This window comes from Streptomyces lasalocidi (assembly GCF_005280215.1).
Classification (GTDB): Bacteria; Actinomycetota; Actinomycetes; order Streptomycetales; family Streptomycetaceae; genus Streptomyces; species Streptomyces longwoodensis.
In genome coordinates, this window is sequence record NZ_SZNQ01000001.1 from 1,939,226 (window position 1) to 1,964,408 (window position 25,183).

General features: G+C 72.1%; 20 protein-coding genes. 6 read left to right on the forward strand and 14 right to left on the reverse strand.

The genetic code is table 11. From position 1 onward, the window contains the following. The first annotated feature begins 4 nt into the window (after positions 1 to 4). From zwf to pgl, 3 genes are read left to right on the forward strand one after another with little or no spacing between them, the layout of a single operon-like run. The gene (zwf, locus tag E4U91_RS08695; protein WP_137306306.1) at positions 5 to 1,543 is read left to right on the forward strand and encodes a glucose-6-phosphate dehydrogenase; all 1,539 of its coding nucleotides are present in this window, start codon (positions 5 to 7) and stop codon (positions 1,541 to 1,543) included. Further along, positions 1,540 to 2,688: a glucose-6-phosphate dehydrogenase assembly protein OpcA gene (gene opcA, locus E4U91_RS08700; protein WP_137306307.1), complete on the forward strand. Its 1,149-nt coding sequence runs from the start codon at positions 1,540 to 1,542 to the stop codon at positions 2,686 to 2,688. The genes zwf and opcA overlap by 4 nt, the downstream gene beginning before the upstream one ends. Then, a complete protein-coding gene (pgl, locus tag E4U91_RS08705; RefSeq protein ID WP_137306308.1) occupies positions 2,685 to 3,467 on the forward strand; it encodes a 6-phosphogluconolactonase in 783 nt (260 codons plus the stop codon). The genes opcA and pgl overlap by 4 nt, the downstream gene beginning before the upstream one ends. Before the next feature lie 100 nt (positions 3,468 to 3,567). Here pgl and E4U91_RS08710 read toward each other — a convergent pair whose 3' ends face one another. The 5 genes from E4U91_RS08710 to E4U91_RS08730 all read right to left on the reverse strand — a co-directional run bounded on the left by E4U91_RS08710 (position 3,568) and on the right by E4U91_RS08730 (position 10,205). Beyond that, positions 3,568 to 4,407: a carbohydrate ABC transporter permease gene (locus E4U91_RS08710; protein ID WP_137306309.1), complete on the reverse strand. Its 840-nt coding sequence runs from the start codon at positions 4,405 to 4,407 to the stop codon at positions 3,568 to 3,570. Then, positions 4,404 to 5,762, reverse strand: a complete 1,359-nt coding sequence (locus E4U91_RS08715; protein ID WP_137306310.1) for a carbohydrate ABC transporter permease — start codon at positions 5,760 to 5,762, stop codon at positions 4,404 to 4,406. The genes E4U91_RS08710 and E4U91_RS08715 overlap by 4 nt, the downstream gene beginning before the upstream one ends. Positions 5,763 to 5,764: 2 nt before the next feature. Beyond that, positions 5,765 to 7,093 carry an ABC transporter substrate-binding protein gene (locus E4U91_RS08720; protein WP_137306311.1) on the reverse strand — a complete coding sequence of 443 codons (1,329 nt, stop codon included), beginning with the start codon at positions 7,091 to 7,093 and terminating at the stop codon, positions 5,765 to 5,767. A gap of 56 nt (positions 7,094 to 7,149) precedes the next feature. After that, positions 7,150 to 8,775, reverse strand: a complete 1,626-nt coding sequence (locus tag E4U91_RS08725; RefSeq protein ID WP_174867776.1) for a glycoside hydrolase family 13 protein — start codon at positions 8,773 to 8,775, stop codon at positions 7,150 to 7,152. A 158-nt stretch (positions 8,776 to 8,933) separates the two neighbouring features. Next, entirely contained in the window at positions 8,934 to 10,205 is a 1,272-nt protein-coding gene (locus E4U91_RS08730; protein WP_137306312.1) for an ABC transporter substrate-binding protein, read from the reverse strand. A gap of 125 nt (positions 10,206 to 10,330) precedes the next feature. On the opposite strand from E4U91_RS08730, the gene E4U91_RS08735 reads away from it, so the two are divergent. The 3 genes from E4U91_RS08735 to E4U91_RS08745 all read left to right on the forward strand — a co-directional run bounded on the left by E4U91_RS08735 (position 10,331) and on the right by E4U91_RS08745 (position 14,108). Next, positions 10,331 to 10,843, forward strand: a complete 513-nt coding sequence (locus E4U91_RS08735; protein WP_137306313.1) for a PadR family transcriptional regulator — start codon at positions 10,331 to 10,333, stop codon at positions 10,841 to 10,843. Positions 10,844 to 10,887: 44 nt separating this feature from the next. After that, entirely contained in the window at positions 10,888 to 11,643 is a 756-nt protein-coding gene (locus tag E4U91_RS08740) for an ABC transporter ATP-binding protein (protein WP_137306314.1), read from the forward strand. A 158-nt stretch (positions 11,644 to 11,801) separates the two neighbouring features. Further along, positions 11,802 to 14,108: an ABC transporter permease gene (locus E4U91_RS08745; protein WP_137306315.1), complete on the forward strand. Its 2,307-nt coding sequence runs from the start codon at positions 11,802 to 11,804 to the stop codon at positions 14,106 to 14,108. Between the two features lie 86 nt (positions 14,109 to 14,194). Here E4U91_RS08745 and E4U91_RS38900 read toward each other — a convergent pair whose 3' ends face one another. The 9 genes from E4U91_RS38900 to E4U91_RS08790 all read right to left on the reverse strand — a co-directional run bounded on the left by E4U91_RS38900 (position 14,195) and on the right by E4U91_RS08790 (position 25,010). Next, positions 14,195 to 14,464 carry a DUF2087 domain-containing protein gene (locus E4U91_RS38900; protein WP_241678832.1) on the reverse strand — a complete coding sequence of 90 codons (270 nt, stop codon included), beginning with the start codon at positions 14,462 to 14,464 and terminating at the stop codon, positions 14,195 to 14,197. A gap of 316 nt (positions 14,465 to 14,780) precedes the next feature. Further along, a complete protein-coding gene (gene pgi, locus E4U91_RS08755; protein WP_137306316.1) occupies positions 14,781 to 16,433 on the reverse strand; it encodes a glucose-6-phosphate isomerase in 1,653 nt (550 codons plus the stop codon). 127 nt (positions 16,434 to 16,560) lie between these two features. Continuing rightward, complete coding sequence (locus tag E4U91_RS08760; RefSeq protein ID WP_137306317.1) at positions 16,561 to 17,661, reverse strand: NAD(P)/FAD-dependent oxidoreductase; 1,101 nt, start codon at positions 17,659 to 17,661, stop codon at positions 16,561 to 16,563. A 128-nt stretch (positions 17,662 to 17,789) separates the two neighbouring features. Next, positions 17,790 to 18,125 (reverse strand): RNA polymerase-binding protein RbpA, encoded by a 336-nt coding sequence (locus E4U91_RS08765; RefSeq protein WP_010352468.1) that lies wholly within the window; start codon positions 18,123 to 18,125, stop codon positions 17,790 to 17,792. A 220-nt stretch (positions 18,126 to 18,345) separates the two neighbouring features. Then, complete coding sequence (gene secG / locus E4U91_RS08770; protein WP_079060170.1) at positions 18,346 to 18,582, reverse strand: preprotein translocase subunit SecG; 237 nt, start codon at positions 18,580 to 18,582, stop codon at positions 18,346 to 18,348. A gap of 107 nt (positions 18,583 to 18,689) precedes the next feature. Continuing rightward, a complete protein-coding gene (tpiA, locus tag E4U91_RS08775; RefSeq protein ID WP_137306318.1) occupies positions 18,690 to 19,466 on the reverse strand; it encodes a triose-phosphate isomerase in 777 nt (258 codons plus the stop codon). Between the two features lie 6 nt (positions 19,467 to 19,472). Then, positions 19,473 to 20,684, reverse strand: coding sequence for a phosphoglycerate kinase (locus E4U91_RS08780; RefSeq protein ID WP_137306319.1), 1,212 nt, complete (start codon positions 20,682 to 20,684; stop codon positions 19,473 to 19,475). A 133-nt stretch (positions 20,685 to 20,817) separates the two neighbouring features. Beyond that, positions 20,818 to 21,825, reverse strand: coding sequence for a type I glyceraldehyde-3-phosphate dehydrogenase (gene gap, locus E4U91_RS08785; RefSeq protein WP_137306320.1), 1,008 nt, complete (start codon positions 21,823 to 21,825; stop codon positions 20,818 to 20,820). A gap of 227 nt (positions 21,826 to 22,052) precedes the next feature. After that, the gene (locus E4U91_RS08790; protein ID WP_137306321.1) at positions 22,053 to 25,010 is read right to left on the reverse strand and encodes a M14 family metallopeptidase; all 2,958 of its coding nucleotides are present in this window, start codon (positions 25,008 to 25,010) and stop codon (positions 22,053 to 22,055) included. Positions 25,011 to 25,183: the final 173 nt, after the last annotated feature.

Here is a 25,183-nt window from a genome sequence, read left to right on the forward strand (position 1 = left end):
CGTCTTGGCTCCCCTCTCCGGATCCGGAGCGAACCCGCTCCGTGACCCCGCGGACCGACGGCTCCCGCGCATCGCGGGGCCGTCGGGCCTGGTCATCTTCGGCGTCACGGGCGACCTGTCCCGGAAGAAGCTCATGCCCGCCGTGTACGACCTCGCCAACCGGGGTCTGCTGCCGCCGGGCTTCTCGCTGGTGGGCTTCGCCCGCCGCGAGTGGGAGCACGAGGACTTCGCCGCCGAGGTCCACGACGCGGTCAAGGCGCACGCCCGCACCCCGTTCCGCGAGGAGGTCTGGCAGCAGCTCATCCAGGGGATGCGCTTCGTGCAGGGCACCTTCGACGACGACGAGGCCTTCGAGCGGCTGCGCGGCACGATCGAGGAGCTGGACAAGGCGCAGGGCACGGGCGGCAACTTCGCCTTCTACCTGTCGGTGCCGCCGCGTTCCTTCCCGGTGGTCATCCAGCAGCTGAAGAAGCACGGGCTGGCCGACCAGAAGAACGGCGCCTGGCGCCGCGCGGTGATCGAGAAGCCCTTCGGCCACGACCTGAAGTCGGCCGAGGAGCTCAACGCGATCGTCCACGAGGTCTTCGCCCCGGACCAGGTCTTCCGCATCGACCACTACCTGGGCAAGGAGACCGTCCAGAACATCCTGGCGCTGCGCTTCGCCAACACGATGTTCGAGCCGATCTGGAACCGGTCCTTCGTGGACCATGTGCAGATCACCATGGCCGAGGACATCGGCATCGGCGGCCGGGCCGGCTACTACGACGGCATCGGCGCCGCCCGGGACGTCATCCAGAACCACCTGCTGCAGCTGCTGGCGCTCACCGCGATGGAGGAGCCCTCCTCCTTCGACGCCGACGCGCTCGCGGCGGAGAAGACCAAGGTGCTCGGCGCCGTCCGGCTGCCCGAGAACCTGGGCGACCACACCGTGCGCGGCCAGTACGCGGCCGGCTGGCAGGGCGGCGAGAAGGCCGTCGGCTACCTCGAAGAGGACGGCATCGACGCCAAGTCGAAGACCGACACCTACGCCGCCGTGAAGCTGGAGATCGACAACCGCCGCTGGGCGGGCGTCCCCTTCTACCTGCGCACCGGCAAGCGGCTGGGCCGCCGGGTCACCGAGATCGCGGTGGTCTTCCAGCGGGCGCCGCACTCCCCCTTCGACACGACCGCCACCGAGGAGCTGGGCTCCAACGCCATCGTCATCCGGGTCCAGCCGGACGAGGGCGTCACGGTCCGCTTCGGCTCGAAGGTGCCGGGCACGTCGATGGAGATCCGGGACGTGTCGATGGACTTCGCCTACGGCGAGTCGTTCACCGAGTCCAGCCCCGAGGCGTACGAGCGGCTGATCCTGGACGTCCTGCTGGGCGACTCCAACCTCTTCCCGCGCACCGAGGAGGTCGAGCTGTCCTGGAAGATCCTCGACCCGATCGAGGAGTACTGGGACACCCACGGCAAGCCCGCCCAGTACCCGGCCGGTACCTGGGGGCCCGTCGAGGCGGACGAAATGCTCGCACGAGAGGGACGGAGCTGGCGCCGGCCATGAAGACAGACCTCACGGACACCACGGCCAGCAAGATCAACAAGGCCCTGGTGCAGGGACGCCGGGCCATCGGCACCCCGGCCGTCGGCATGGTGCTCACGCTGGTCATCGTCACGGACGAGGAGAACGCCTACGACTCCCTGAAGGCCGCCAACGACGCGTCGCGCGAGCACCCCTCGCGCACGCTGGTGGTCGTCAAGCGCGTCTCCCGCTCCCCGCGCGACCGCACGCAGTCCCGGCTGGACGCCGAGGTGCGGCTCGGCGCGGACGCGGGCAGCGGCGAGACGGTGGTGCTGCGGCTGTACGGCGAGGTGGTCGACCACGCCCAGTCGGTCGTGCTGCCGCTGCTGCTGCCGGACGCGCCGGTCGTCGTCTGGTGGCCGGTGAACGCGCCGCTCGACCCGGCGAAGGACCCGCTGGGCGCCCTCGGGCAGCGCCGGGTCACCGACACCTACGCCGCCGAGCAGCCGGTGCGGGAGCTCACCGCCCGCGCCGAGACCTATACCCCCGGCGACACCGACCTGTCGTGGACCCGCATCACGCCCTGGCGCTCGATGCTGGCCGCGGCCCTGGACCAGGTCAGCTGCCGGGTGGACTCGGTCGAGGTGGAGGGCGAGGAGTTCAACCCGAGCTGCGAGCTGCTGGCGATGTGGCTCGCGGACCGGCTGGACGTGCCGGTGAAGCGCTCGCTGTCCGGCGGGCCGGGGCTGACCGCGGTGCGCATGTCGACGGACTGCGGCCCGGTCGTGCTGGACCGGGCGGACGGCTCGCTGGCCACCCTGTCCATCGAGGGCCAGCCGGACCGTGCGGTGGCGCTCAAGCGCCGGGACACGGCCGAGCTCATAGCGGAGGAGCTGCGCCGCCTGGACCCGGACGACACCTACGCGTCGGCGCTGCGCTACGGCGTGGACCGGCTGAACGCCACGTCGGACGCGGCGGAGGCGTTCGCGGTCGACGGTGACGGTGACGGTGACGGTGAGGCTGCCGGGGACGCCGCTTCGGATGCGGAGGCGCCGGAAGCGGTGGCCAAAGGAGCCGGAGGGGACGGGGAGCGGGAGGCCGTGGCAACCCCTGTCGAGGAAGCTGCGGAAGCTCCCGCGCGCGAGGCGGCGGCGTCGGAGCCGGTGACCAAGGGGGCCGCGAAGTGAGCACCCCGCAGCTGGTCGTGCACCGCGACAAGGAGCTGATGGCGCAGGCCGCCGCCGCCCGGCTGATCACGAAGATCGTGGACGCGCAGGCCTCCCGGGGTCACGCGTCCGTGGTCCTCACCGGCGGCCGCAACGGCAACGGCCTGCTGGCCGCGCTGGCCGCCGAGCCCGCCCGGGACGCCGTCGACTGGGGCCGGCTCGACCTGTGGTGGGGCGACGAGCGGTTCCTGCCCGAGGGCGACCCGGAGCGCAACGTCACGCAGGCCCGCGAGGCCCTGCTGGACGCCGTACCGCTGGATCCGAAGCGGGTGCACGCGATGCCCGCGTCGGACGGTCCGCACGGCACGGACGTCGAGGCCGCCGCGGAGGGCTACGCCGAGGAGCTGGCTCGCGCCGCCGGCCCCGAGAACCACGGGACGGTGCCGACCTTCGACGTGCTGATGCTGGGCGTCGGACCGGACACCCACGTGGCGTCGCTGTTCCCGGAGCTGCCGGCGGTCCGCGAGACGGAGCGCACGGTGGTCGGCGTGCGCGGGGCCCCCAAGCCCCCGCCGACCCGGGTCACCCTGACCCTCCCGGCGATCCGCGCGGCCCGCGAGGTGTGGCTGCTGGCGGCCGGCGAGGACAAGGCCCGGGCCGCGGCGATCGCCCTGTCCGGCGCCGGCGAGATCCAGGCCCCGGCGGCGGGCGCGCGCGGCCGTGCCCGCACCCTGTGGCTGCTGGACACGGCGGCGGCCTCCCAGCTGCCGCGCTCGCTGTACCCGCCGGCGTCGCCCTGACCCCGGCAGGCACCACGCCCACCCCGAAGGGGCCGGACTCGCGCGAGTCCGGCCCCTTCGGCGTACGGCGGGGCGGGTGTCAGGTCCCGCCCGGGCCGCGTCACTTCACCGACCCCGCCATCACCCCCTGCACGAAGTGCCGCTGGAAGGCGAAGAACACGGCCACCGGCACGATCAGGGACAGGAACGCGCCGGGGGCCAGGACGTCGATGTTGCTCCCGAACTGGCGGATCTGCGACTGGAGTTCGACAGTCAGCGGCTGGGAGGAGCTGTCCGCGAAGAGCAGGGCGACCAGCATGTCGTTCCACACCCACAGGAACTGGAAGATGGCGAGGCTGGCGAGGGCGGGCCGGCCCACCGGGAGCACCAGGCGGGTGAAGATGCGCCATTCGCTGCCGCCGTCCATGCGGGCCGCCTCCAGCATCTCCTTCGGCATCTCGGCGAAGTAGTTGCGCAGCAGGAACACCGCGAACGGCAGTCCGTAAGCCACGTGGAAGAGGACCACGCCGGGGATCGTGCCGAACAGGCCCAGTTGGCCGAAGAGTTTGGCCACCGGCAGCAGGCCGATCTGCACGGGCACCACCAGCAGGGCCACCACGACCAGGAAGACGGTGTCGCGGCCGGGGAAGTCCAGCCAGGCGAAGGCGTATCCGGCGAGCGCCGCGACGGCCACGACCAGGAGGGTGGTGGGCACCGAGATCAGGACGGTGTTCCAGAACGCCCGGGTGATGCCCGCGTTCTGCAGCAGGGCGGAGTAGTTGTCGAAGGACAGCTGCCCGGGGGCGGCGAACGCCGTCCACCAGCCGCCCTTTGCCGTGTCCTCGGAGGACCGCAGCGAGGACAGGAACAGCCCGGCCAGCGGGGTCATCCAGACCAGGCCGATCACCACGAGGAAGGCCTGCACCACGGCGTTGCCCAGGCCGCGCCGGACCGCGTTCATCGCTGACTCCTTCGGAAACGGCGGACGTTGAAGACCATCGCCGGGATCACCAGCAGCAGGAGCAGCACGCCGAGGGCGCTGCCGAGGCCCTGGTTGTTGCCGCCGCCGAACGACACCAGCCACATCTGGGTCGCGAGCACGGTGGCGTCCTCCTGCACGGGGCCGGGGGCGATGATGTAGACGAGGTCGAAGACCTTCAGCACGTTGATCACCAGCGTCACGAACACGACGGTGAGCACCGGCGCGAGGAGCGGGACGGTGATCCGGCGGAAGATCTGCCACTCGTTGGCGCCGTCCATCCGCGCCGCCTCCAGCGCGTCCCGGGGCAGCGCCGACAGGCCGGCGCCGATCAGCACCATGGCGAACCCGGTCCAGATCCACAGGTACGCCCCGATGATCGCCGGTGTGACGAGCGCCGGGCCGAGCCAGGAGACGCCCTCGTAGGGCGGGGCGAAGTTGGCGGCGGGCAGGCGCACGGTGTACGCGCCGTCGGACAGGCCGGCGAAGCGGAACGACCCGTCGGCCGCCGTGGTCGTGGTGGCGACCGTCCGCCCGTCGCGCACGGCCTGCACCTTCATCTCGGGCAGGCCGCTCTCCTTGGGGTCGACGGCGCCCTGCCTGCCTCCCCCGCCGGGCGTGAAGTCCAGGTAGACGACGCCGCGCAGCTCGCCGGGCGCCGCCGTACGGGCCGCCGCCGGGGAGGCGGGCCGGGCCGAGCCGGGCAGGTCGCCGGGGCGGACACCGACCAGGCCGAGCGCCACCGTCTCCCCCGGCGCCAGCGTGCCGCTCGTGCCGTAGGAGCCGTCCCGGCCCTTGGTCAGGCCCTGGCCGTCGCGGGCCCGTGCCGTCGGGTAGGCCGAGGAGTCCTCGAAGGCGTCGTGGACGGAGACCACGGCGGCGTTGAGCACGCCCTTGTCCGGGTCCTCGTCGTAGGCGAGCCGGAAGATGATGCCGGCGGCGAGGAAGGACACCGCCATCGGCAGGAACAGCAGGAGTTTGAAGGCGGTGGCCCAGCGGACCTTCTCCACCAGCACGGCCAGGATGAGACCGAGGCCGGTCAGCAGCGCCGGGGCGACGACGACCCAGATCGCGGTGTTGCGGACGGCCTTGACGGTCGCCGGGTCGCGGAACATCTCGGTGTAGTTGTCGCCGCCCACGAAGCGGGTCCCGGAGGCGTCGAAGAAGCTGCGGCCGACCGAGAACAGCACGGGGTAGACGACGAGCGCGCCGAGCAGCAGCAGGGCGGGGAAGACGAACAGCAGGGCGGCGGCCCGGCCCCGCCGCCGGGTGCGCCGTGCGCCGCCGGGGCCGGGGGCGGCCGGGGCGCGCGTCTCTTTCACCAGGGTCGTGGTCATGGTCAGCCCTGGTACGCCTTGGCCGCCGCGGCTTCGAGCCGGCCCGCCGTGGCCTTCGGGTCGGACGGGTCGCGCAGGAAGTCCTGGAGGATCTTCCACTCGCCGGCGCCCTTGGTGCCGCCGAAGGCCGCGGGGGCCTGGTCGGACATGTCGAAGCGGACCGAGTCGCCGGCCTCGACGAGGGACTTGGCGGTCGCGCGGGTGACGTCGTCGCCGTAGGAGGCGAGGTCGAGCTTCTTGTTCGGGGAGAGGAAGCCGCCGGCGCCGGCCCAGACGGCCGCGGCCTCGGGGGTGGCGAGGTACTCCAGGAGCGCCATGCCGGCCTGGTGGTTCTTGCCGTCCTTCAGGACGACGGCCGCGTCACCGCCGCTGACCACGGGTGCCTGCCCGGCACCGACCTTCGGGAAGGGGAAGAAGTCGGCGTCCTCGCTGATCGCCCGGCCGAACTGGTCCTTGGCGACCCCGGCCACGAAGTCGCCCTCGTAGACCATGCCGGCCTCGGGCTCGGGACCGAACACCTTCTCGACCGAGCCGGGGAAGTCGGTGTTCAGGGCTTCCTTCTGGCCGCCCGCGACGAGCGCCTTGTCCTTGAACAGCGTGCCGAGGGTCTGCAGGGCCTGGACGACGCTCGGGTCGGTCCACTTCAGCTTGTGGGCGGCGAGGGCGTCGTACTTCTCGGGGCCGGCCTGGGAGAGGTAGACGTTCTCGAACCAGTCGGTGAGCGTCCAGCCGTCCTGTCCGGCGACCGAGAAGGCGGCCAGTCCGGAGTCGGAGACGGCCCGCCCGGCCTTCAGCAGGTCGTCGAAGGTGGCCGGCGGCTTGACGCCCGCCTGGTCGAGGGCGTCGGGGCTGTACCAGACGGTCGACTTGTGGGCGGCCTTGAAGTACAGGCCGTACAGGGTGCCGTCGACGCTGCCGTAGTTCTTCCACACGGGGGCGAAGCCGGCCGTCACGGACTGCTGCGCGGTGGCGGACAGCGGCTGGAGCCAGCCGTTCTTCGCGAACTGCTGGAGCACGCCGACCTGCGGGACCATCACGACGTCGGGGGCGTTGCCGCCCTCGATCTTGCTGCCGACGACGGTGGAGACGTTGTCCCCGGTGGAGGTGAACTGCGTCTTCGCGCCGGTCTTGGCGGTGAAGGCGTCCAGCACCTTCTGGAAGTTCTTCTGCTCGGTGCCGGACCAGACGCCGGCCACGCTCACGGTCTGCCCGCTGAGCGCCTTGTCGCCGCCGCCGGCCGAGACGGGCTCGCTGCCGCCGCAGGCCGTCGCACCGAGCGCGAGGACCAGGGCGGTGCAGCCGGTGAGCAGGGTGGTACGTCGTCGCATCATCGTTGATGTCCCTTCGGAGATGGGGAACTGACGGAGTCTCAGGAGTAGGTCGGGGTTCAGAGGTCCCTGATCCACCAGGCGGCCGTCGAGCCGGGCAGCACGCCGGGCGGGCACGGGGCGCTGGCCAGCAGCGGGGTGCCGGGCACCGGTGCGGGGGTGGGGGCCGTGCCGAAGTTGACGGCGCAGACCAGGTCGTCGCCGCGGGCGAAGGCCAGCACGCCGGGCGGGCTGTCCAGCCAGCGCAGCGTGCCGTCGCCCAACTGGGGCAGTGCGGACCGCAGGTGGAGCCCGTCCCGGTACAGGTGCCAGAAGGAGCGGGTGTCGGCGAGGGCCCGGTCGGTGGCGTACTCGGCGAAGTACTCCGGCTGCGGCAGCCACGGCTTGGCGCCCTCCGCGCCGTTGGTGAAGCCGAACGGCGACGCCTGCCCGGACCAGGGCAGCGGCACCCGGCACCCGTCGCGGATCCGGGCCCGGCTGCCGGTGCGGCGGAAGATCGGGTCGGTCAGCACGTCGTCGGGCAGGTCGACGACCTCGGGCAGGCCCAGTTCCTCGCCCTGGTAGATGTACGCGGCGCCCGGCAGCGCCAGCATCAGCAGCGCGGCGGCGCGGGCCCGGGCGGGGCCGAGGCCGCTGCCCTCGGGGGTGGGCTCGCCGTAACGGGTGACGGTGCGCACCTGGTCGTGGTTGTTGAGGACCCAGGTGACCGTGGAACCGGTGCCGGCGATGTCCTGCATGGCCTCGGAGATGACCTTGCGGAAGGCGTCCGGGTTCCAGGGGGCGCTGAGCAGGTCGAAGAAGAAGGCCTGGTGCAGTTCGTCGGGGCGGACGTAGCGGGCGTGCTCACGGGCGGTCGGCACGGAGACCTCACCGACGAGGAGGCGTTCGCGGCCGTCGCGGGCGGTGTACTCCTCGCAGACCGCGCGCCAGCGCCGCCACACGTCGTGCACCTCGGGCCGGTTCCAGGCGAGCGGGTTGACCGAGTCGCGGGTGCGGGCGTCGGCCTCGGGGTCGTCCGAGTCGGGCAGGTCCGGGTGCTTGAAGAGACCGGCGGCGACGTCGATGCGGAACCCGTCGACGCCCCGGTCCAGCCAGAAGCGCAGGATCCGCTCGAACGCGGCGGGCACCTCAGGGGTGCGCCAGTTCCAGTCGGGCTGTTCGGGCGTGAACATGTGCAGGTACCACTGGCCGGGGCGGCCGTCGGCCTCCGTGACCCGCGTCCAGGCCGGGCCGCCGAACATGGCGTGCCAGTTGTTGGGCGGCTCGGCCCCGTCCGGTCCGCGGCCGTCGGCGAAGTGGAAGCGGGCCCGCGCGGCGCTGCCGGGTCCGGTGGCCAGCGCCTCGGTGAACCACGGGTGCGCGCTGGAGCAGTGGTTGGGGACGATGTCGAGCAGCACCCGGACGCCGAGCCGCCGGGCGGCCGTGACCAGCCGGTCGAACTCGGCCAGGTCGCCGAAGAGCGGGTCGACGTCGCAGTAGTCGGCCACGTCGTAGCCGTGGTCGTGCTGCGGCGAGGGGTAGAAGGGGCTCAGCCAGATCCCGTCGACCCCGAGCTTCTTCAGGTACGGCAGCCCGGCCCGGACGCCGGCCAGGTCGCCGACGCCGTCGCCGGTGCTGTCCAGGAAGCTGCGGACGTACACCTGGTAGATCACGGCGTCGCGCCACCAGCGGTGCTTACTCAACATGCATGCATGTTAGGTAGGCGTGTCGCGAGGGTGTCAATGAAAAGAACAGGCGTTACTGGCCAGTTGGGGCCGCAAAAGAGGGCGAATCAGGGCGTGCGGGAGCCAGATGAGACGTGCTCGTTACCTAACATGTAAGTAGGGAGGCGCGCGGGTGCCGGCTAGCGGTGGGAGATGGCCGCCAGTTCGCGGGCCAGTCGCCGCACGGTCTGCGCGGGCGTGGCGTGGCCGGTCAGCGCGTCGTGCAGGACCGCCTGGACGGCGAGGCTGACCTGGTCGTAGCGCGGGCTCTTGGGGCGCGGGGCGGCGCTCAGCACGCTCTCGCGCAGCGTCGGCAGGTACGGGAAGCGCCGGACCAGCTCCGGGTCGTCGTACAGGTCGGCGCGTACCGGCGGCAGCGCGCCGCGGGTGAGGACCTGGCGCTGGACGCTCTCACCGGTGAGGTAGGCGATCAGCCGGGCGGCCGAGTCGGGGTGGCGCGCGTGCGTGGTGACGGCCAGGTTGGAGCCGCCGAGGACGCTGGTCCCCGGACCGTCGGGCCCGGGCAGCGGCACGGCGCCGACCCGCCCGGCGACCGGGGAGCCGGGGGCCGACGCGACGACGTACGCGTAGGGCCAGTTGCGCAGGAAGAGCAGCCGGCCGTCCTGGAACGCCTGCTTGGACTCCTCCTCCTTGTACGTCAGCGCCGCCCTCGGGATCCAGCCCTCGCGCACCCCGCGCACCAGGAAGCCGATGCCCTCGCGGGCGGCGGCGGAGTCGACCGTGACGCGCTCGCCCTCGTCGCCGAGGATCGTGCCGCCCGCCGAGTAGACGGCCTCGGCGGCGTTCACCGTGAGGCCCTCGTACGGCAGGAACTGGCCCGCGTAGCCGTCGAGTCCGTACTTCGGCGCGATCGTCCGCGCCGCCCGCTCCAGCTCGGCCCAGGTGCGCGGCGGCGGGACGCCCTCCTTGGCGAGGACGTCCTTGCGGTACAGCAGGAGCCCGGCGTTGGTGACGTACGGGACGGCGTACAGGCGTCCGTCGTAGGTGGCGGTGTCGACGACCGGCGGCAGGAACGTCCCCAGCGGGAAGCGCTCGCGCGGCAGCGGGCGTATCCAGCCCGCGGCGGCGAACTCCGAGGTCCAGTTCACGTCGATGTTCAGCACGTCGAAGCGGCCGCGCTCGCCGCCGCGCAGGTCGGTGACCATCTGGGCGTGCGTCTCGTCGGCCGCGTCGGGCAGTTCGACGAGCGTGACCCGCTCGCCGGGATGGGTACGGTTCCATCCCTGGAGCAGCGGTCCCAGGTAGCCGGTGAGGTCGCCGGCGGTGGCCAGGGTCAGCGGCCCCCGGCCGCCCGCGGAGCCGTCGTCGGCCCGCGCCCCGGAGGCGACGTAACCGGTCAGGACCACGACGAGAACGAGGAGGCCCCTACCGGCGGCGTGGATCCACCGCATAGGTTCCTCCCTGTACACCTGGCACCGGGCGTCTTCGCACGGAGTCAGAGGCCATGTATACCTGTTAGGTATGCGCGATACTAGGGCCTGCGGCACATTACTCGGGACGCGGGAGGAGAGCACGAGTGCGGCTGCCCCTCCTGGCCCTGCTGGCGCGCGGCCCGGCGCACGGCTACGAGCTGAAGCAGGACCTTGAGCAACTGCTGGGCTCCGCGTACCCTCAGCCGAACGTCGGCCAGATCTACGTCACCCTCGGCCGCCTCGAGAAGCAGGGACTGATCGAGGGCGAGGACGTCGAGCAGTCCGGCCGGCCCAACAAGAAGGTCTACCACCTGACCGACTCCGGCCGGGAGGCGCTGAGCGTCTGGTTCGCCGAGCCCGAGGACGAGCCACGGGTGCGCGACGAGTTCTTCATGAAGCTGGCGCTCGCCCCGCGGACCGGTCTGGCCGACCAGATCGCCCTGATCAACCAGCAGCGGCGCCAGTACCTGAACACCATGCGCCAGCTGTCCAGGCTGGCCTCCGCCGAGGACCGGGACAACCGCATCGCCCACCTGCTCATCGAGGGCGCGATGCTGCACCTGCAGGCCGACCTCGACTGGCTGGAGCGCTGCCAGGAGGAGCTGGAGGACCTGTAGGAACCGGGACCGCTGCACGAACCGGACGAGCTGGAGGAGTTGGGGTGAGCGACGACCGTCCCGCCGAGGTGCTGCGCGCCGAGGGGCTGGTCAAGACGCACCACGGCGAGGGCGCCCCGGCGCACGCCGTGCGCGGGGTCGACCTGTCCGTGCGGCGGGGCGAGTTCGTGGCGATCACCGGGCCGTCCGGGGCCGGGAAGTCGACCCTGCTGCACCTGCTGGGCGGGCTCCAGCGGCCCGACGCGGGGAGCATCCGGCTGGACGGCACGTGCACGGACGCCTGGAGCGAGGCCCGCTGGGCCGTCGAGCGCCGCACCCGGATCGGGATCGTCTTCCAGTTCTTCAACCTGGTGTCCAACCTGTCCGTCGCCGACAACGTCGAACTGCCCGCCCTGCTCGCCGGGGTCCCGCCGAAGCGGGCCCGCGCCGAGCGGGCCCGGCTGCTGTCCGAGCTGGGCCTGGAGGGCAAGGAACGCAGCATGCCGGGCGAGCTGTCCGGCGGGGAGCAGCAGCGGGTGGCGCTGGCCCGCGCCCTGGTCAACCATCCCCCGCTGCTGCTGGCGGACGAGCCGGCCGGCAGCCTGGACAGCAAGGGAACCCGCGAGGTCATGCGGCTGCTGTCCCGCTTCCACCAGCGCGGCCAGACGATCCTCCTCGTCACGCACGACGCCCGGCTGGCCAGCGCCGCGGACCGGGTGATCAGCTTCTTCGACGGACGGATCGTCGACGACGCGCACCTGGACGGGGGCACGCCGCCGCGCCGGGCCGGGATCTCCGGGGTGCTGGAGCTGAGGGACTGAGATGACCGCCGTGTCCCGGGGCCTGGAGCTGAGGAACGGACATGACCGCCGTGTCCCGGGGCCTGGAGCTGAGGAACTGAGATGACCGCCGTGACCTGGCCGGCTGCCCGTGGCGGGCGTCCGCGCGCCCGGCGTGCGCCGGGCGGGTGGTGACGCCCGTGCGAGCCACCCTGCGCTGGGCCCACTCCGACCTGCGCACGCACCGCGGCGAGGCGCTGTTCCTGGTGCTCGCCACGGCCGGCGTGGTCGCCTCGCTGCTGCTGGCCACAGCTCTGTTCGGGTACGCGACCAACCCGTGGCAGCGCGTCTTCACCCAGGGGCGCGGCGCCCACGTGTGGCTGCACACGGCGCCCACCGCCGACACGGCGAAGCTCGCCGCGCTGGACGGCGTCGAGGCGGTCGCGGGCCCCTTCCCCAGCGAGTCGGCGACGCTCGCCTCGCGCGGCAGCCGCGCCGCCGTGGAACTGCGCGGCGTGTCCGAGCAGCCCTCCGTGGGCCGGCCGCTGCTCACCGCCGGCCACTGGCTGGACGCCACCGCGCCCGACGGGGTGGTCCTGGAGAGCGGGCTCGCCCGCGCGCTGCTGGCCCAGCCCGGCGACACGCTCACCGAGGCGGGCAGCGCCCGCCGGCTGACGGTGGTCGGCGTCGCCGACAGCGCCGAGCCCCGCTACCGCCCGGGCGAGCAGCGGGGCCTGGTCTGGGCGCTGCCGTCCGCCGTGCCCGCCCCCGACGCCCAGGTCATCGGCATGCGGCTGGCCGACCCGGAGGGCACGGACTACGCCGTGCAGCGCGCCGTGACCGTGCTGGGCGCGGGCGCGATCGGCGGGGTCTCCACCTGGACGCAGGCGCGCGCCGAGGCCCAAGGCGACTACCGGCTGCTCGGGCAGGTGCTCGGCCTGTTCGGACTGGGTGCGCTGGTCGCCGCCTGCCTCGCCGTGCACGGGGCGATCGGCACCCGCATCCGCGGCCACCTGCGGGACATCTCCGTGTTCAAGGCGATCGGCTTCACCCCCGGCCAGGTGGTCCGGGTCTTCCTCCTCCAGCACCTGGCGTACGCCCTGCTGGGCGCCGTGGCGGCCGCCGCGCTCACCGAGGCGCTGGGCGAGCGGGTCCCCGGGCGGCTCGGGGACGCGGTGGGCGTGTGGCAGGGGCTGCCCGGGCACGCCATGGCGCTGTTCGCGGTGCCGGTGGGCGTGGTGCTGTTCATCGGCGCGACGACCGGGCTCGCCGCCTGGCGGGCGGGGCGGGTGCCGCCGGTGCCGGTGCCGCGGCCCGCGGGGCCGGTGGGCTGGCGGCTCGCCGGGGCGGGCGCGTGGGGGCTGCGGGCCCTGGGCCTGCGGGTCGCCGGGGTGCGGGTGTCGCCGGCCCTGGTCCTGGGGTGGCACACGGCCGCCACGCAGCGGCGCCGGTCGCTGGGCACCGTCGCCCGGCTGGCCCTGCCGCTGCTGCTGATCGTGGTCGCGCTGAGCGCCTGGACCACCATCGACCGCGCCCACGGCAGCCCCGAGCGGATCGGCCTGCCCGCCGCGCTGACCGTGCGCGCCGACGCCGGTCTGAGCGACGCCCGGGCCCGCGCCCTGCTGGAGCGCGACCCCCAGGTCGCCGCCGCCTACCCGGGCGTCGAGGTGGCCGCCCTGGTGCCGGGCCAGACCGCGACCATCGCCCTGCGCGGCCTCGGCACCCACGCGGACCCCTACCCGTACACCCTGGCCGAGGGGCGGGCCGCGCGCGGTCCCGACGAGGCGGTGGCCGGGCAGGGACTGCTCGACCTGCTGGACGTCCGGGTGGGCGACTGGGTGCGGATGACCGTGGGCGACCAGCCGCAGGTCCTGCACCTCGTGGGCCGCAGCATCGAGCCGGAGAACGCCGGCCGGGTCGTCTCCACCTCGCTGGACACCCTCCGCGAGAACGACCCCGCGCTGCGCCCCACGCTCTACCAGCTCCGGCTGGTCGCCGGTGCCGACCCGCGCGAGGTCGCCGACCGGCTCGCACGGTCCGGGGGCGGCCGGCTCGACCTGCACACGGTGCCGAACCCGGCCGACGGACTGTCCGCGCTGCGGGGCGTCGTCGTCGGGCTGATCGCGGTCCTCGCCCTGATCGGGCTGATCGAGCTGCTGACCGCGATCGGCGGCACGGTCCGCGAGGGTGAGCGCGATCTGCTGGCCCTGAAGGCGATCGGGCTGTCCCCGCGCCAGATCACCGCGATCACGGTCACGGCCATGGGCGGTACGACGCTGTTGGCGGTGCTGGTCGCGCTGGCGCTGGGGCTGCCGCTGGCGCACTGGATCATCGACGCGCAGGGCCGGTCGAGCGGCATCGGCGCGGGCATCGCCCAGAGCCCCTCCCCCGCGCTGGTGGTGCTGCTCGCGGGGTCCGCCGTGCTCGGCGCGACCGCCCTCGCGGCCGTACCGGCGGCCCGGGCGGCCCGCAGACGGCTGGCGGACACGCTCAGCGCGGCCGCGTGAGGGGTGGGTGAGCGCGGGGTGGGTGAGCGCGGGGTGGGTGAGCGCGGGGTGGGTGAGCGCGGGGTGGGTGAGCGTGCCCCCCTGCCTCAGCCGGTGCCCGTCGTCTCCGCCAGCCCGCTCACGCGCCGGTAGCTGCTGCCGTCCCGGTCGCGGACCAGCAGACCGCTCTCCACGCAGTACCGGCGCAGCGCCGAGGTGTCGTCGTGGACGGTGCGGAACGCGTCGTTGACCTCGCGCTCGCTGTAGCTGCGGTCGAGGTCGAAGAAGCTGTCCGTGAGGTGGGAGAGCAGTTCGCGGCGGACCGCCGGGCGGACGGGTATGGCGGTGAGCCTGCCCTGGGCGAAGAACCCGGACAGGGCGCGCGGTACTCCGGGCGGTGCCTTGTCCCGGGTCGGCCGGACACGCCGGAACACCGAGGGGTCGGCGCGCAGGGAGCCGTCCGGCTGGCGCTCGACCAGTCCGGCGGCGAGCAGCTTCCCGAGGTGACCGCGCACCGCGGGCGCGCCCTCCTCGCCCGGCGGGAGGCCGTCGAGCACGATCCTGGCGTAGACCCTGAGGCGGTGCGGATCGGCGAGGGCGGCGAGCAGTCGGTCCATCGGTACCTCTCGGCGGGTGACACGGACGGGACGAAGGCGTCAGTGTCACCCGGCCGAGTGGACTGCCGCATCCGGTTTAACGGCCGCGCAACTCACGGTACTTGGCGACCATGGCCTGGGTGGAGGCGTCCAGGCCGGGGACGTCGGCGCCCTCGGTGAGGGCGGGTTCGACGCGCTTGGCGAGGACCTTGCCCAGCTCGACGCCCCACTGGTCGAAGGAGTCGATGTCCCAGACCGCGCCCTGGACGAACACCTTGTGCTCGTACAGCGCGATGAGCTGGCCGAGCACCGACGGGGTCAGCGCGCGGGCGAGGATCGTGGTCGTCGGGTGGTTGCCCCGGAACGTCTTGTGGGCGACCAGCTCCTCCGGAACGCCCTCCGCGCGGACCTCCTCGGGGGTCTTGCCGAAGGCCAGCGCCTGGGTCTGCGCGAAGAAGTTGGCCATGAGCAGGTCGTGCTGGGCGGCGAGCTCGTCGTCCAGTTCGGCGACCGGCTCGGCGAAGCCGATGAAGTCGGCGGGGACGAGCTTGGTGCCCTGGTGGATGAGCTGGTAGTAGGCGTGCTGTCCGTTGGTGCCGGGGGTGCCCCACACGACCGGTCCGGTCTGCCACTGCACCGGGCGGCCCTCGCGGTCCACCGACTTGCCGTTGGACTCCATGTCCAACTGCTGGAGGTAGGCGGTGAACTTGGACAGGTAGTGGCTGTAGGGCAGCACCGCGTGCGACTGGGCGTCGAAGAAGTTGCCGTACCAGACGCCCAGCAGCCCCAGCAGCAGCGGGGCATTGGCCTCGGCCGGGGCGGTGCGGAAGTGGTCGTCGACGATACGGAACCCGTCGAGCATCTCCCGGAACCGGTCCGCGCCGATCGCGATCATCAGCGACAGCCCGATCGCCGAGTCGAAGGAGTACCGGCCGCCGACCCAGTCCCAGAACTCGAACATGTTGGCCGTGTCGATGCCGAACTCGGTGACCTTCTCGGAGTTCGTCGACAGCGCCACGAAGTGCCGGGCGACGGCTTCCTCACCGGCTTTCAGTCCCCTGAGCAGCCAGCTGCGCGCCGAGGTGGCGTTGGTGATCGTCTCGATGGTGGTGAACGTCTTGGACGCGACGATGAACAGCGTCTCCGCCGGGTCCAGGTCACGGGTCGCCTCGTGCAGGTCCGCCCCGTCCACGTTGGACACGAACCGGACCGTCAACTCCCGGTCGGTGTACGGGCGCAGCACCTCGTAGGCCATCGCCGGGCCCAGGTCCGAGCCGCCGATGCCGATGTTGACGACGTTCCTGATCCGCCGGCCGGTGTGCCCGGTCCACTCCCCGGAGCGCACCCGCCCCGCGAAGTCGGCCATCCGGTCCAGCACCGCGTGCACCGCCGGGACGACGTTCTCGCCGTCCACCTCCACCACCGCGCCCGCCGGGGCCCGCAGCGCGGTGTGCAGCACCGCCCGGCCCTCCGTGACGTTGATCTTCTCACCGCGGAACATCGCGTCCCGCAGCCCGAACACGTCGGTGGCGGCGGCGAGTTCGCGCAGCAGCCGGAGCGTCTCGTCGGTGATCAGGTGCTTGGAGTAGTCGATGTGCAGGTCACCGACCTGGAGCGTGTACCCGGCGCCGCGGGCGGGGTCGGCGGCGAACAGCTCACGCAGCTGCACCTCGCCGACGTCCTCGCGGTGCTCGGCGAGGGCGCTCCACTCGGGCGTCCGGTTCAGCCTCGTACGACCGTCTGCGTTCATGTGCGACTTCAGCCTTCTTCCGTGCCTGTCCCAGCGGATCCAACCTAGTTGATCAGCACGGGCACGGTGCCCCGAAGAGCTCTGTCAGCCTGCCGGTCGTAGGGTGCGCGCGGACCGGAGGGGGCCGTCAGCGGGGCCGGCCCAGTGCTGCCGCCGGGCGCAGGTTCTCCTCGAGGCCTTCGCCCAGGGCCGCCGCGGCCAGTGCCCGTCCCAGCCGGGGTGCCTGTTTGAACAGGTTGTGCCCGGCGGCGAAGTAGATCCCGTCGGCTTCCCAGACCGCCATGCCGTCCTCGCTCCACGGCAGGCTCGTCACCCAGCAGTGCAAGTACTCGACGGGCTCGGGGTCGAGGCCGGGCAGGGCGCGGGAGACGTACGCGCGGGCGCGGTCGTTGAGCGCCACCAGTGCCTGGGGGTCCGCGAAGCTGCCGTCCTCCCGCACCTCGACCGTTTCGCTCAGGCCCACCGCGTAGCGGCTGTTGCCGGGGTAGGGGGTCGCGTAGACGCCGACCTCGCCGAAGTCGCCGCTGCTGTCCTGGAGGCAGGCGACCCGCTCCAGGGGCGCTCCCCTGACCTGGAAGGTGAGGCGGACGTGGGCTGCCGGCTGTACGGGCAGCGAGAGTCCCACGGTGCGCGCCAGCCGCGCCGTGCCCATGCCCGCGCACACCACGGCCGTCGCGTACTCCCCGCGGCCGACGGAGCTGAGCACCTCCACCGTGCCGCGGCCCGTCGGATGCAGTGAGATGACCTCGTCGGTGACCACGGCGTCACCCAGCGCGCCGGCCAGGCTCTCCACCGCGGTACGGGTACGGATGGCACCGCCGCCCTCGTCGAGCATCGCGGGACCGCCGTAGTCGGCGAGCAGCGGCATGCGTTCGTGGAGTTCGGCGCCGTCCACGGCCCGGGCCGGTATGCCGCCGGCCTCCTGAAGGATGCTCAGCCTCTCGGGGACGGAACCGCCCAGGGCGACCACTCCGTCACCGGAGATCAGCTCGGCCCCCAACCGCTCGGCCCACTCGTCCCAGACGGCGCGGCCCTGCCGGGTGAATTCGACCAGGCGGGGGTCGTCGTGCGCGTGGCGGAAGATGCGGGACTGGCCACCGGACTGCCCGTGGCCCGGAACGCCGCTCTCGTAGACCCGCACCGCCGTTCCGCGTTCGGCCAGCGCGAAGGCGGTGCAGAGGCCGACGATGCCGGCTCCTACGACGGCCACCTCGGGAACCCGTCCCATTCGATCGCCTCGCTTCGCCCTGAGGGGTCCGGTGTGCGGCATGGCTGCACCGGGTTCCCCTCCCCTCCCGCCTCACACCGGTCCGGGAGGTGTCCATCGGGCTCCGCGCTCGACCGGTTCGAGGGCCCTTAGATCTCGCCCCGCAGTTTGGCGAGCGCCTCGGCGAGGATCGCCTCGCCGTCCGCGTCGCTGCGCCGCTCCCGGACGTACGCGAGGTGCGTCTTGTAGGGCTCGGTGCGCGGGGGGGCCGGGGGGTTGTCCCGGTCCTGTCCGGCGGGGAAGCCGCAGCGCGGGCAGTCCCAGGTGTCGGGGACCTGCGCGTCGCTGGCGAAGCTCGGCTGCGTCTCATGCCCGTTGGAGCACCAGAAGGAGATGCGCAGGCGCGGCGCGGACTCGCCCCGCTCGGCCTCGCCCATCGGCCCCGCCCCGACCCGGCTTCCTCGGATCGCGTTGCCACTTGCCACGGTCGTAACTCCCTGCGTCATGGTGCCGCGGAGCGAGTCGGCGTTTCGCTCCGCTGCGAGCGCCTCAGTCTACGTAAGGCCCAACGCGCGTCCAGTGCGCGGAGTTACCGACCCCCACACAGACGCACGCCCCATGATAGGCCGCGCCGGGGAGCGCGTACCGAACATGGGGCGTTACGTGCGGAACGAGTGTGCCGCGGGGGCGTGCCGTGCGTCGGTGTCAGCTGTTGCTCTTCATCAGCAGGCCGAGGACCACGATGCACGCGAACCAGAGCAGACCGATCACCACGGTGATCCGGTCGAGGTTGCGCTCGGCGACCGAGGAGCCGCCGACGGAGGACGCCATGCCACCGCCGAACATGTCGGACAGGCCGCCGCCCTTCCCCTTGTGCATCAGCACCAGCAGCATCAGCAGCAGGCTGAAGACGATCAGGGCGATCGAGAACCCCAAAACCACGGCTGGACCAACTTCCTCGGATTCGGATGACGACGGGGCGTGGTGGCTGCCCACCACGCCCCGCAAGGGTACGACGAAACGCCGTCACCGCCTACTCACAGCTCGTCTCACTGATCGCGGAAACGCACGATCTTGACGAACTCGTCGGCGTCCAGCGAGGCGCCGCCGACCAGGGCGCCGTCGATGTCGGCCTGCGCCATGATCTCGGCGACGTTGCCCGACTTCACGGAGCCGCCGTACTGGATGCGGACCGCGTCGGCCAGCTCCTGGGAGTACAGCTCGGCGAGCTTGCCGCGGATGGCGGCGCAGACCTCCTGGGCGTCCTCGGCGCCGCAGACCTTGCCGGTGCCGATGGCCCACACCGGCTCGTAGGCGATCACGATGCTCTCGGCCTGCTCGGCCGGGACGTCCTTCAGGCCGCCCTCGACCTGGGCGAGGGTGTGGGCGACGTGGTTGCCCGCGTCACGGACCTCCAGCTCCTCGCCGACGCACAGGATCGGGGAGATGCCGTGCTTGTAGGCGGCCTTCACCTTGGTGTTGACGACCTCGTCGGTCTCGGCGTGGTACTGGCGGCGCTCGGAGTGGCCGACGGCGACGTAGGTGCACTTCAGCTTCGCCAGCATCGGGCCGGAGATCTCGCCGGTGTAGGCGCCCCCGTCGTGTGCCGAGATGTCCTGGGCGCCGTACTTGATCTTCAGCTTGTCGCCGTCGACCAGGGTCTGCACGGAGCGCAGGTCGGTGAAGGGCGGCAGGACGGCGACCTCGACGGCCTCGTAGTCCTTGTCCGCGAGGGCGAAGGCGAGCTTCTGGACGTGGGCGATGGCCTCGAGGTGGTTGAGGTTCATCTTCCAGTTGCCCGCCATCAGCGGCGTGCGAGTGGTCATGCGGGGTCAGTCCTCCAGTGCGGCGAGGCCGGGGAGCGTCTTGCCCTCGAGGTATTCGAGGGAGGCGCCGCCACCGGTCGAGATGTGGCCGAAGGCGTTCTCGTCGAAGCCCAGGGTCCGCACGGCCGCGGCGGAGTCGCCGCCGCCGACCACGGAGAAGCCCTTGGAGTCGACGAGGGCCTGGGCGACGGCCCGGGTGCCCTCGGCGTAGTCGGGGTGCTCGAAGACGCCCATGGGGCCGTTCCAGAAGACGGTGGCGGCGTCGGCGAGCTTCGAGGCGTACAGCGTTCCGGTCTGCGGGCCGATGTCCAGGCCCATCTGGTCGGCCGGGACGGCGTCCGCGGCGACGGTCGTGGGGTGCGTCGGGGCCTTGGCCTTCAGGTCCGGGAACTCGGTGGAGACCAGCACGTCGACGGGGAGGACCAGCTCGACGCCGCTCTTCTCGGCCCGCTCGATGTACTCCTTGACGGCCGGGACCTGGTCCTCCTGGAGGAGGGAGATGCCGATCTCGTAGCCCTTGGCCTTGAGGAAGGTGTACGCCATGCCGCCGCCGATGAGGAGGCGGTCGGCCTTGCCGAGGAGCTGGTCGATCACGGCGAGCTTGTCGGAGACCTTGGCGCCGCCGAGGGCGACGACGTAGGGCCGCTGGACGTCCTCGGTGAGCTTCTTCAGTACGCCGACCTCGGTGGCGATGAGGTAGCCGGCGTAGTGCGGCAGGCGGGCCGGGAGGTCGTAGACGGAGGCGTGCTTGCGGTGCACCGCGCCGAAGCCGTCACCGACGTAGACGTCGGCGAGCGCGGCGAGTTCGTCGGCGAAGGCACCGCGCTCGGCGTCGTCCTTGCTGGTCTCGCCCGCGTTGAAGCGGAGGTTCTCCAGGACGGCGACCTGGCCGTCGGCGAGGCCGGCGACGGTGGCCTCGGCGGACTCGCCGACCGTGTCGGACGCGAACGCCACCGGGCCGTCGAGGAGTTCACCGAGGCGGGAGGCGGCCGGCGCGAGGGAGAAGGCGGGGTCCGGGGCGCCCTTGGGGCGGCCCAGGTGCGAGGCGACGACCACCTTGGCGCCCGCGTCCACGAGGGCCTTGACGGTGGGCAACACGGCGCGGATCCGGCCGTCGTCGGTGATGGTGCCGCCGTCCAGCGGCACGTTCAGGTCGGCGCGGACGAAGACCCGCTTGCCGCTGACGCCTTCGGCGAGAAGTTCGTCGATCGTCTTCATTGAGGGGACTCCTGAAGGGCTCGTGATGCCCCTGATGGTAGGAGAGCTGATCCGTACGTGCGGCAGGGCCCCGGGCGGCGCGGCGGTGCGCTGCCGGGGCCCTGCTGTCACATCGAGGTGCCTGGTGCGGCGATCAGAGCTGGTTGCCGACGAAGACCGTGAGGTCGACGAGGCGGTTGGAGTAGCCCCACTCATTGTCGTACCAGCCGAGGATCTTCACCGTCGTGCCCTCCTGGACCATGGTCAGGGAGGAGTCGAAGGTGCAGGACGACGGGTCGCTGACGATGTCCGAGGAGACGATCTCGTCCTCGGTGTAGGTCAGGTAGCCCTGCAGCTCGCCCTCGGAGGCCTTCTTGAACGCGGCGTTGACCTCGTCCTTGGTGACCTCGCGGGACAGCTCCACGACGAGGTCGGTGGCCGAGCCGGTCGGGACCGGGACGCGCATGGCGATGCCGTCCAGCTTGCCCTTGAGCTGCGGCAGGACCAGCGCGGTGGCCTTGGCGGCGCCCGTGGTGGTCGGGATGATGTTCTCGGCGGCGGCACGGGCGCGGCGCAGGTCCTTGTGCGGGAAGTCCAGGATGCGCTGGTCGTTCGTGTACGCGTGCACCGTCGTCATCAGGCCCTTGACGATGCCGAAGTTCTCGTCGAGGACCTTCGCCATCGGCGCCACACAGTTGGTGGTGCAGGAGGCGTTGGAGATGACGTGGTGGTTGGCCGCGTCGTACTTGTCCTGGTTGACGCCCATCACGATGGTGATGTCCTCGTCCTTGGCCGGGGCCGAGATGAGGACCTTCTTGGCGCCGCCGGCGATGTGCTTGGCGGCGTCGTCCTTCTTCGTGAAGATGCCGGTCGACTCGATGACGATGTCGACGCCCAGCTCACCCCAGGGGATGTCGGCCGGGTTGCGCTCCGAGAGCACCTTGATGGTGTGGCCGTCGACGGTGATCGTGTCGGCGGTGTGGGTCACCTCCTGCTTCAGGCGGCCCAGGATCGTGTCGTACTTCAGCAGGTGGGCGGTGGTCGCGGTGTCACCCAAGTCGTTGACGGCCACGACCTCGATGTCCGCCCCCTGCTCCAGCAGTGCGCGGAAGTAGTTGCGCCCGATGCGGCCGAAGCCGTTGATGCCTACGCGGATCGTCACGAACCGATCTCCTCGTTGGTACGCCGGCCATGCGGTGCCGGCGAGCTCTGTTTGGGATGTCCCCGACCACCCCCGACCCTACCTCTCCGGGACCCCCGGAGTGACATCGAGCTGCCCCATACACGGCAGGACGGTCCGTACCCGCAAGTAGGGTACGGACCGCCCAGACCGTGGGGCTCATTCACTCCTTTTGCGGGTATCCGTTCGGCTCGCCCCGACACCCCTCGTCATCGTCCGAGCGCACCCAGTGCTCGCTTGAGCAGCGCGGTCCGGTCGGCCGCCGTGCGCAGGTGCTCCAGGCCGAAGCCCAGCAGCACGGTGTCGTCGGTGATGACGGCGCCGTACGTCTGGAACAGGGCCCCGGTGCGGGTCCAGTCCTTCAGGACGGCCGGGCTGCCCGGGGGCGGTCCGGCAGCCCGCCAGGCGCCCAGGGACGTCTCGAAGCCCTCCGTCTCGGTCGCGGTGCCGCCGACGACCAGCGAGGCGTCGTCGACCAGGACGCCGTGGCCGCCGCTGCCGGGGTCGGTGACGTAGCTGATCGACACCTCGATCTGCTTGCCGGCGTAGGCGCTCAGGTCGAAGTTCACCGGCTGCCAGCCGCTGGAGGCGCCGGTGAGGGCGTTCCAGGTGCCGGTGGTGCCGCTCGCGGTGCAGTCGTTGCCGGTCAGGGTGAGGTAGTGGGTCAGCCAGGGGTGTTCCCCGACGTAGAACCCGCCCCCGCACTCCGCCGGTACGGCCGTGCCGGTCGCGCCGCCGGCCTCCGGGAGCGTGGTCCAGTCGTCGGCGCCCACGGTGTGGACCTCGACGATCGCGTTGTCGTAGCCCGGCTCGGTGTCCCACAGCAGCCGGGTGCGCAGGGTGGGCCGCTGTGCCGCGGGGACACCGGTGAGGTCGACGGTGCGGGTGAGGCGCTTGTAGGCGTCGTCGGTGTGCACGGCAGCCGCCATGCCCGACCCCGCGTACGGCCCGTAGGGGTTGACGGTGCCCGCGAACTGACCGGCGCCGGCGCTGGCGAACTGCGGGTAGGACGAGACGGGCAGTTCGTCGGAGGTGACGCCGTAGGTGCCGGCCCGGTCCAGCGGGTTGCCGGGCGCGTCGCCGAGGGGGCCGCCGGCGCCGACGAGCTTGCCCGAGCCGGTGAAGCCGGTGGCGCCTGGGGTGGACGTACGGGAGTAGGCGCCGAGGTAGTACTGGCTGAAGTCGTTGGACGGGGTGCCGTCGCCGAGGTCGACGTTGCCGCCGGCCTGCTCGCCCGCCTCGATCAGCTTGCCGCCCTCGTTGAGGTAGGCGCGCAGTTCGAGCTGGGTCGGGTTGCCGGGCACCTGGGCGCCCGTGTAGTGGACGACGGTGCGGAAGTGCTTCAGCACGCCGAGCGCGTCGGGCACGCCCTGGGTGGCGACGTCCCAGACGGCCGCCCGGTGCCCATTGGCCCGCAGCGCGTCGACGTAGACCTGGGCCTGGGTGGCGGCGGCGCCCTCCTCGGCGACGACGAGGACGTCGGCGCGGGGCCGTGCCGCCACGGTGTAGGTGAAGTGCGTGCTGGAGGCCTTCTTGCCGCTCCGGCCGCGGCCGGTGAACCAGACCTCCACGGTGTCGCCCGGGTCGGCGTCCCGCACCGTGGCCCGGTACTCGTCGAAGTAGAGGTTGTCGTCGCCGCCGTAGGTCTCGCCGCCCCGCCAGGGCCGCAGCGCCGCGGTGTGCGTGCGGCCGCCGTTGATGCGGTACGCCAGTTCCTTGTTCCGCACGGCCTTGCGGACGACGACGGAGACCTCCTGGTCGGCGCCGCGCGCGTACGACGTGGTGAACGGGGCCGGGGTGAAGTCGGCCGCGGTCAGGCCGACCGACGACGCCGGCGTGTCGGGGTGGGCGGCGGTCTCGGCGACCGACAGCGCGAACGGGACGTTCTTGGCGAACTCCTGCTGGATCAGCTTCTCGTCGTCCGGGAAGTTGAACACCGACTGGCAGTCGGCCGCGTTCCACTGGTCGTCCGGGTCGAGCGCGGACGCGGTCTGGCAGGTGGACATCTCGGGGGTGAACATCGCCATGCGGTTGACGTTGGCCGCGTGGCCGTCCGCCTCGCCGTTGGTCGTGTACAGCTCCGAGGAGACCTGCGGGTGGTAGCCGGGGATCGCGGAGTGGTCCGGGGTGCCGGCGAGTGCCTTGTAGAGGACGTCGTCCGGGGTGTCGGTGGCGACCTGCCAGCCGACGCCGTAGAGGAGGAGTTCGGCGGCCGAGTGGTAGTTGATGCCGTAGGTGAAGCCGATGCGCTTCTCGAACGCGTCCAGCGCCCGCGTCTCCGGCTCGGAGGCCGGGGCGGCGCCGCGGTAGGTCTGGCTGGTGGGGTTGGGGGACGAGCCCTCGTCGTCGTAGCCCCACTTGTAGGGGAAGTTGCGGTTGAGGTCGACGCCGTCGCCGGTGGAGATGGCGCCGTCGCCGTTGACGTCCCGGAGGTTCTTGCGCCACAGGCGGTTCGCCGGGTCCTGGAAGGTGTAGTCGTAGCCGTCCGGGTTGGCCGACAGCACGAACCACAGCTCGGTGGAGTCGACAAGTCGCTTGATCCGCTTGTCGGTCCGGTACCCGTCCAGGTAGTAGTGCATCAGCCGGCGGGTCATCTCCGGCGTGATCCACTCGCGCGCGTGCTGGTTGGACACGTACAGCACGGAGGGCTTGGCGCCGTCCTTGGCCTTCCGGGCGCCCTTGGTGAGCTTGAGCGCCAGGATGTCCTGGCCCTTGAGGGTCTTGCCGATGGAGACGACCTTGGTGAGGCCGGGGTTCTGCTGGGCGGTGCGGAGGATCTCCTCCTTCAGCCCGCCGCTGCCGCTGTACGACCGGAACACCCCGTCAGCGGCAGCCTCCACGCGCTGCTCGGCCTTCGCCGTGAGGGTGTGCTCGGTGAGGTGGACGCCCTGCTTCTGGAGCTTCTTCGCCTGGTCGTCGGTGAGGTAGACCTCGACCGCGGCGGTGCCCTTCGCGGGCACGGTCTCTCCGAGTTCGTGGCCGTCCTGGCCGGCGGCCAGGAGGAGGGGCACCTGCTGCTTGGTGACCTCGGCGCGGAAGACCTTGACCCCGTCGTCGTCGGAGGTCCGCGCCGGACCGCCGTCCTGGGCCTGGGCGATGGGTGCGATGCTCGCTCCGCCGATCAGGAGCGCGCCGACAGCGAGGATCGATCTCGCTCTGTGTCTCATGAACCCCCCTTGTATGGGTCCGCCGCAGCAGCGAACACATGCCAGGCTCATGACACCTCATGATCGAGTCAAGGGTGCCGCAAGAACGACAAAACGCCGGTGCTCATCGCCCGATCGAGCGACGAGCACCGGCGTCTGACGGGCCGTCGGGCCGGTCCGTGTCCTGACCGGCC

What these genes read in the sequence shown, in the direction of transcription:
- opcA (WP_137306307.1), top strand. Translation starts at nt 1,540, where the DNA reads ATGAAGACAGACCTCACGGACACCACGGCCAGCAAGATCAACAAGGCC.
- E4U91_RS08710 (WP_137306309.1), bottom strand. Translation starts at nt 4,407, where the DNA reads ATGAACGCGGTCCGGCGCGGCCTGGGCAACGCCGTGGTGCAGGCCTTC.
- E4U91_RS08715 (WP_137306310.1), bottom strand. Translation starts at nt 5,762, where the DNA reads ATGACCACGACCCTGGTGAAAGAGACGCGCGCCCCGGCCGCCCCCGGC.
- E4U91_RS08720 (WP_137306311.1), bottom strand. Translation starts at nt 7,093, where the DNA reads ATGATGCGACGACGTACCACCCTGCTCACCGGCTGCACCGCCCTGGTC.
- E4U91_RS08725 (WP_174867776.1), bottom strand. Translation starts at nt 8,775, where the DNA reads ATGTTGAGTAAGCACCGCTGGTGGCGCGACGCCGTGATCTACCAGGTG.
- E4U91_RS08730 (WP_137306312.1), bottom strand. Translation starts at nt 10,205, where the DNA reads ATGCGGTGGATCCACGCCGCCGGTAGGGGCCTCCTCGTTCTCGTCGTG.
- pgi (WP_137306316.1), bottom strand. Translation starts at nt 16,433, where the DNA reads ATGAACGCAGACGGTCGTACGAGGCTGAACCGGACGCCCGAGTGGAGC.
- E4U91_RS08760 (WP_137306317.1), bottom strand. Translation starts at nt 17,661, where the DNA reads ATGGGACGGGTTCCCGAGGTGGCCGTCGTAGGAGCCGGCATCGTCGGC.
- tpiA (WP_137306318.1), bottom strand. Translation starts at nt 19,466, where the DNA reads ATGACCACTCGCACGCCGCTGATGGCGGGCAACTGGAAGATGAACCTC.
- E4U91_RS08780 (WP_137306319.1), bottom strand. Translation starts at nt 20,684, where the DNA reads ATGAAGACGATCGACGAACTTCTCGCCGAAGGCGTCAGCGGCAAGCGG.
- E4U91_RS08790 (WP_137306321.1), bottom strand. Translation starts at nt 25,010, where the DNA reads ATGAGACACAGAGCGAGATCGATCCTCGCTGTCGGCGCGCTCCTGATC.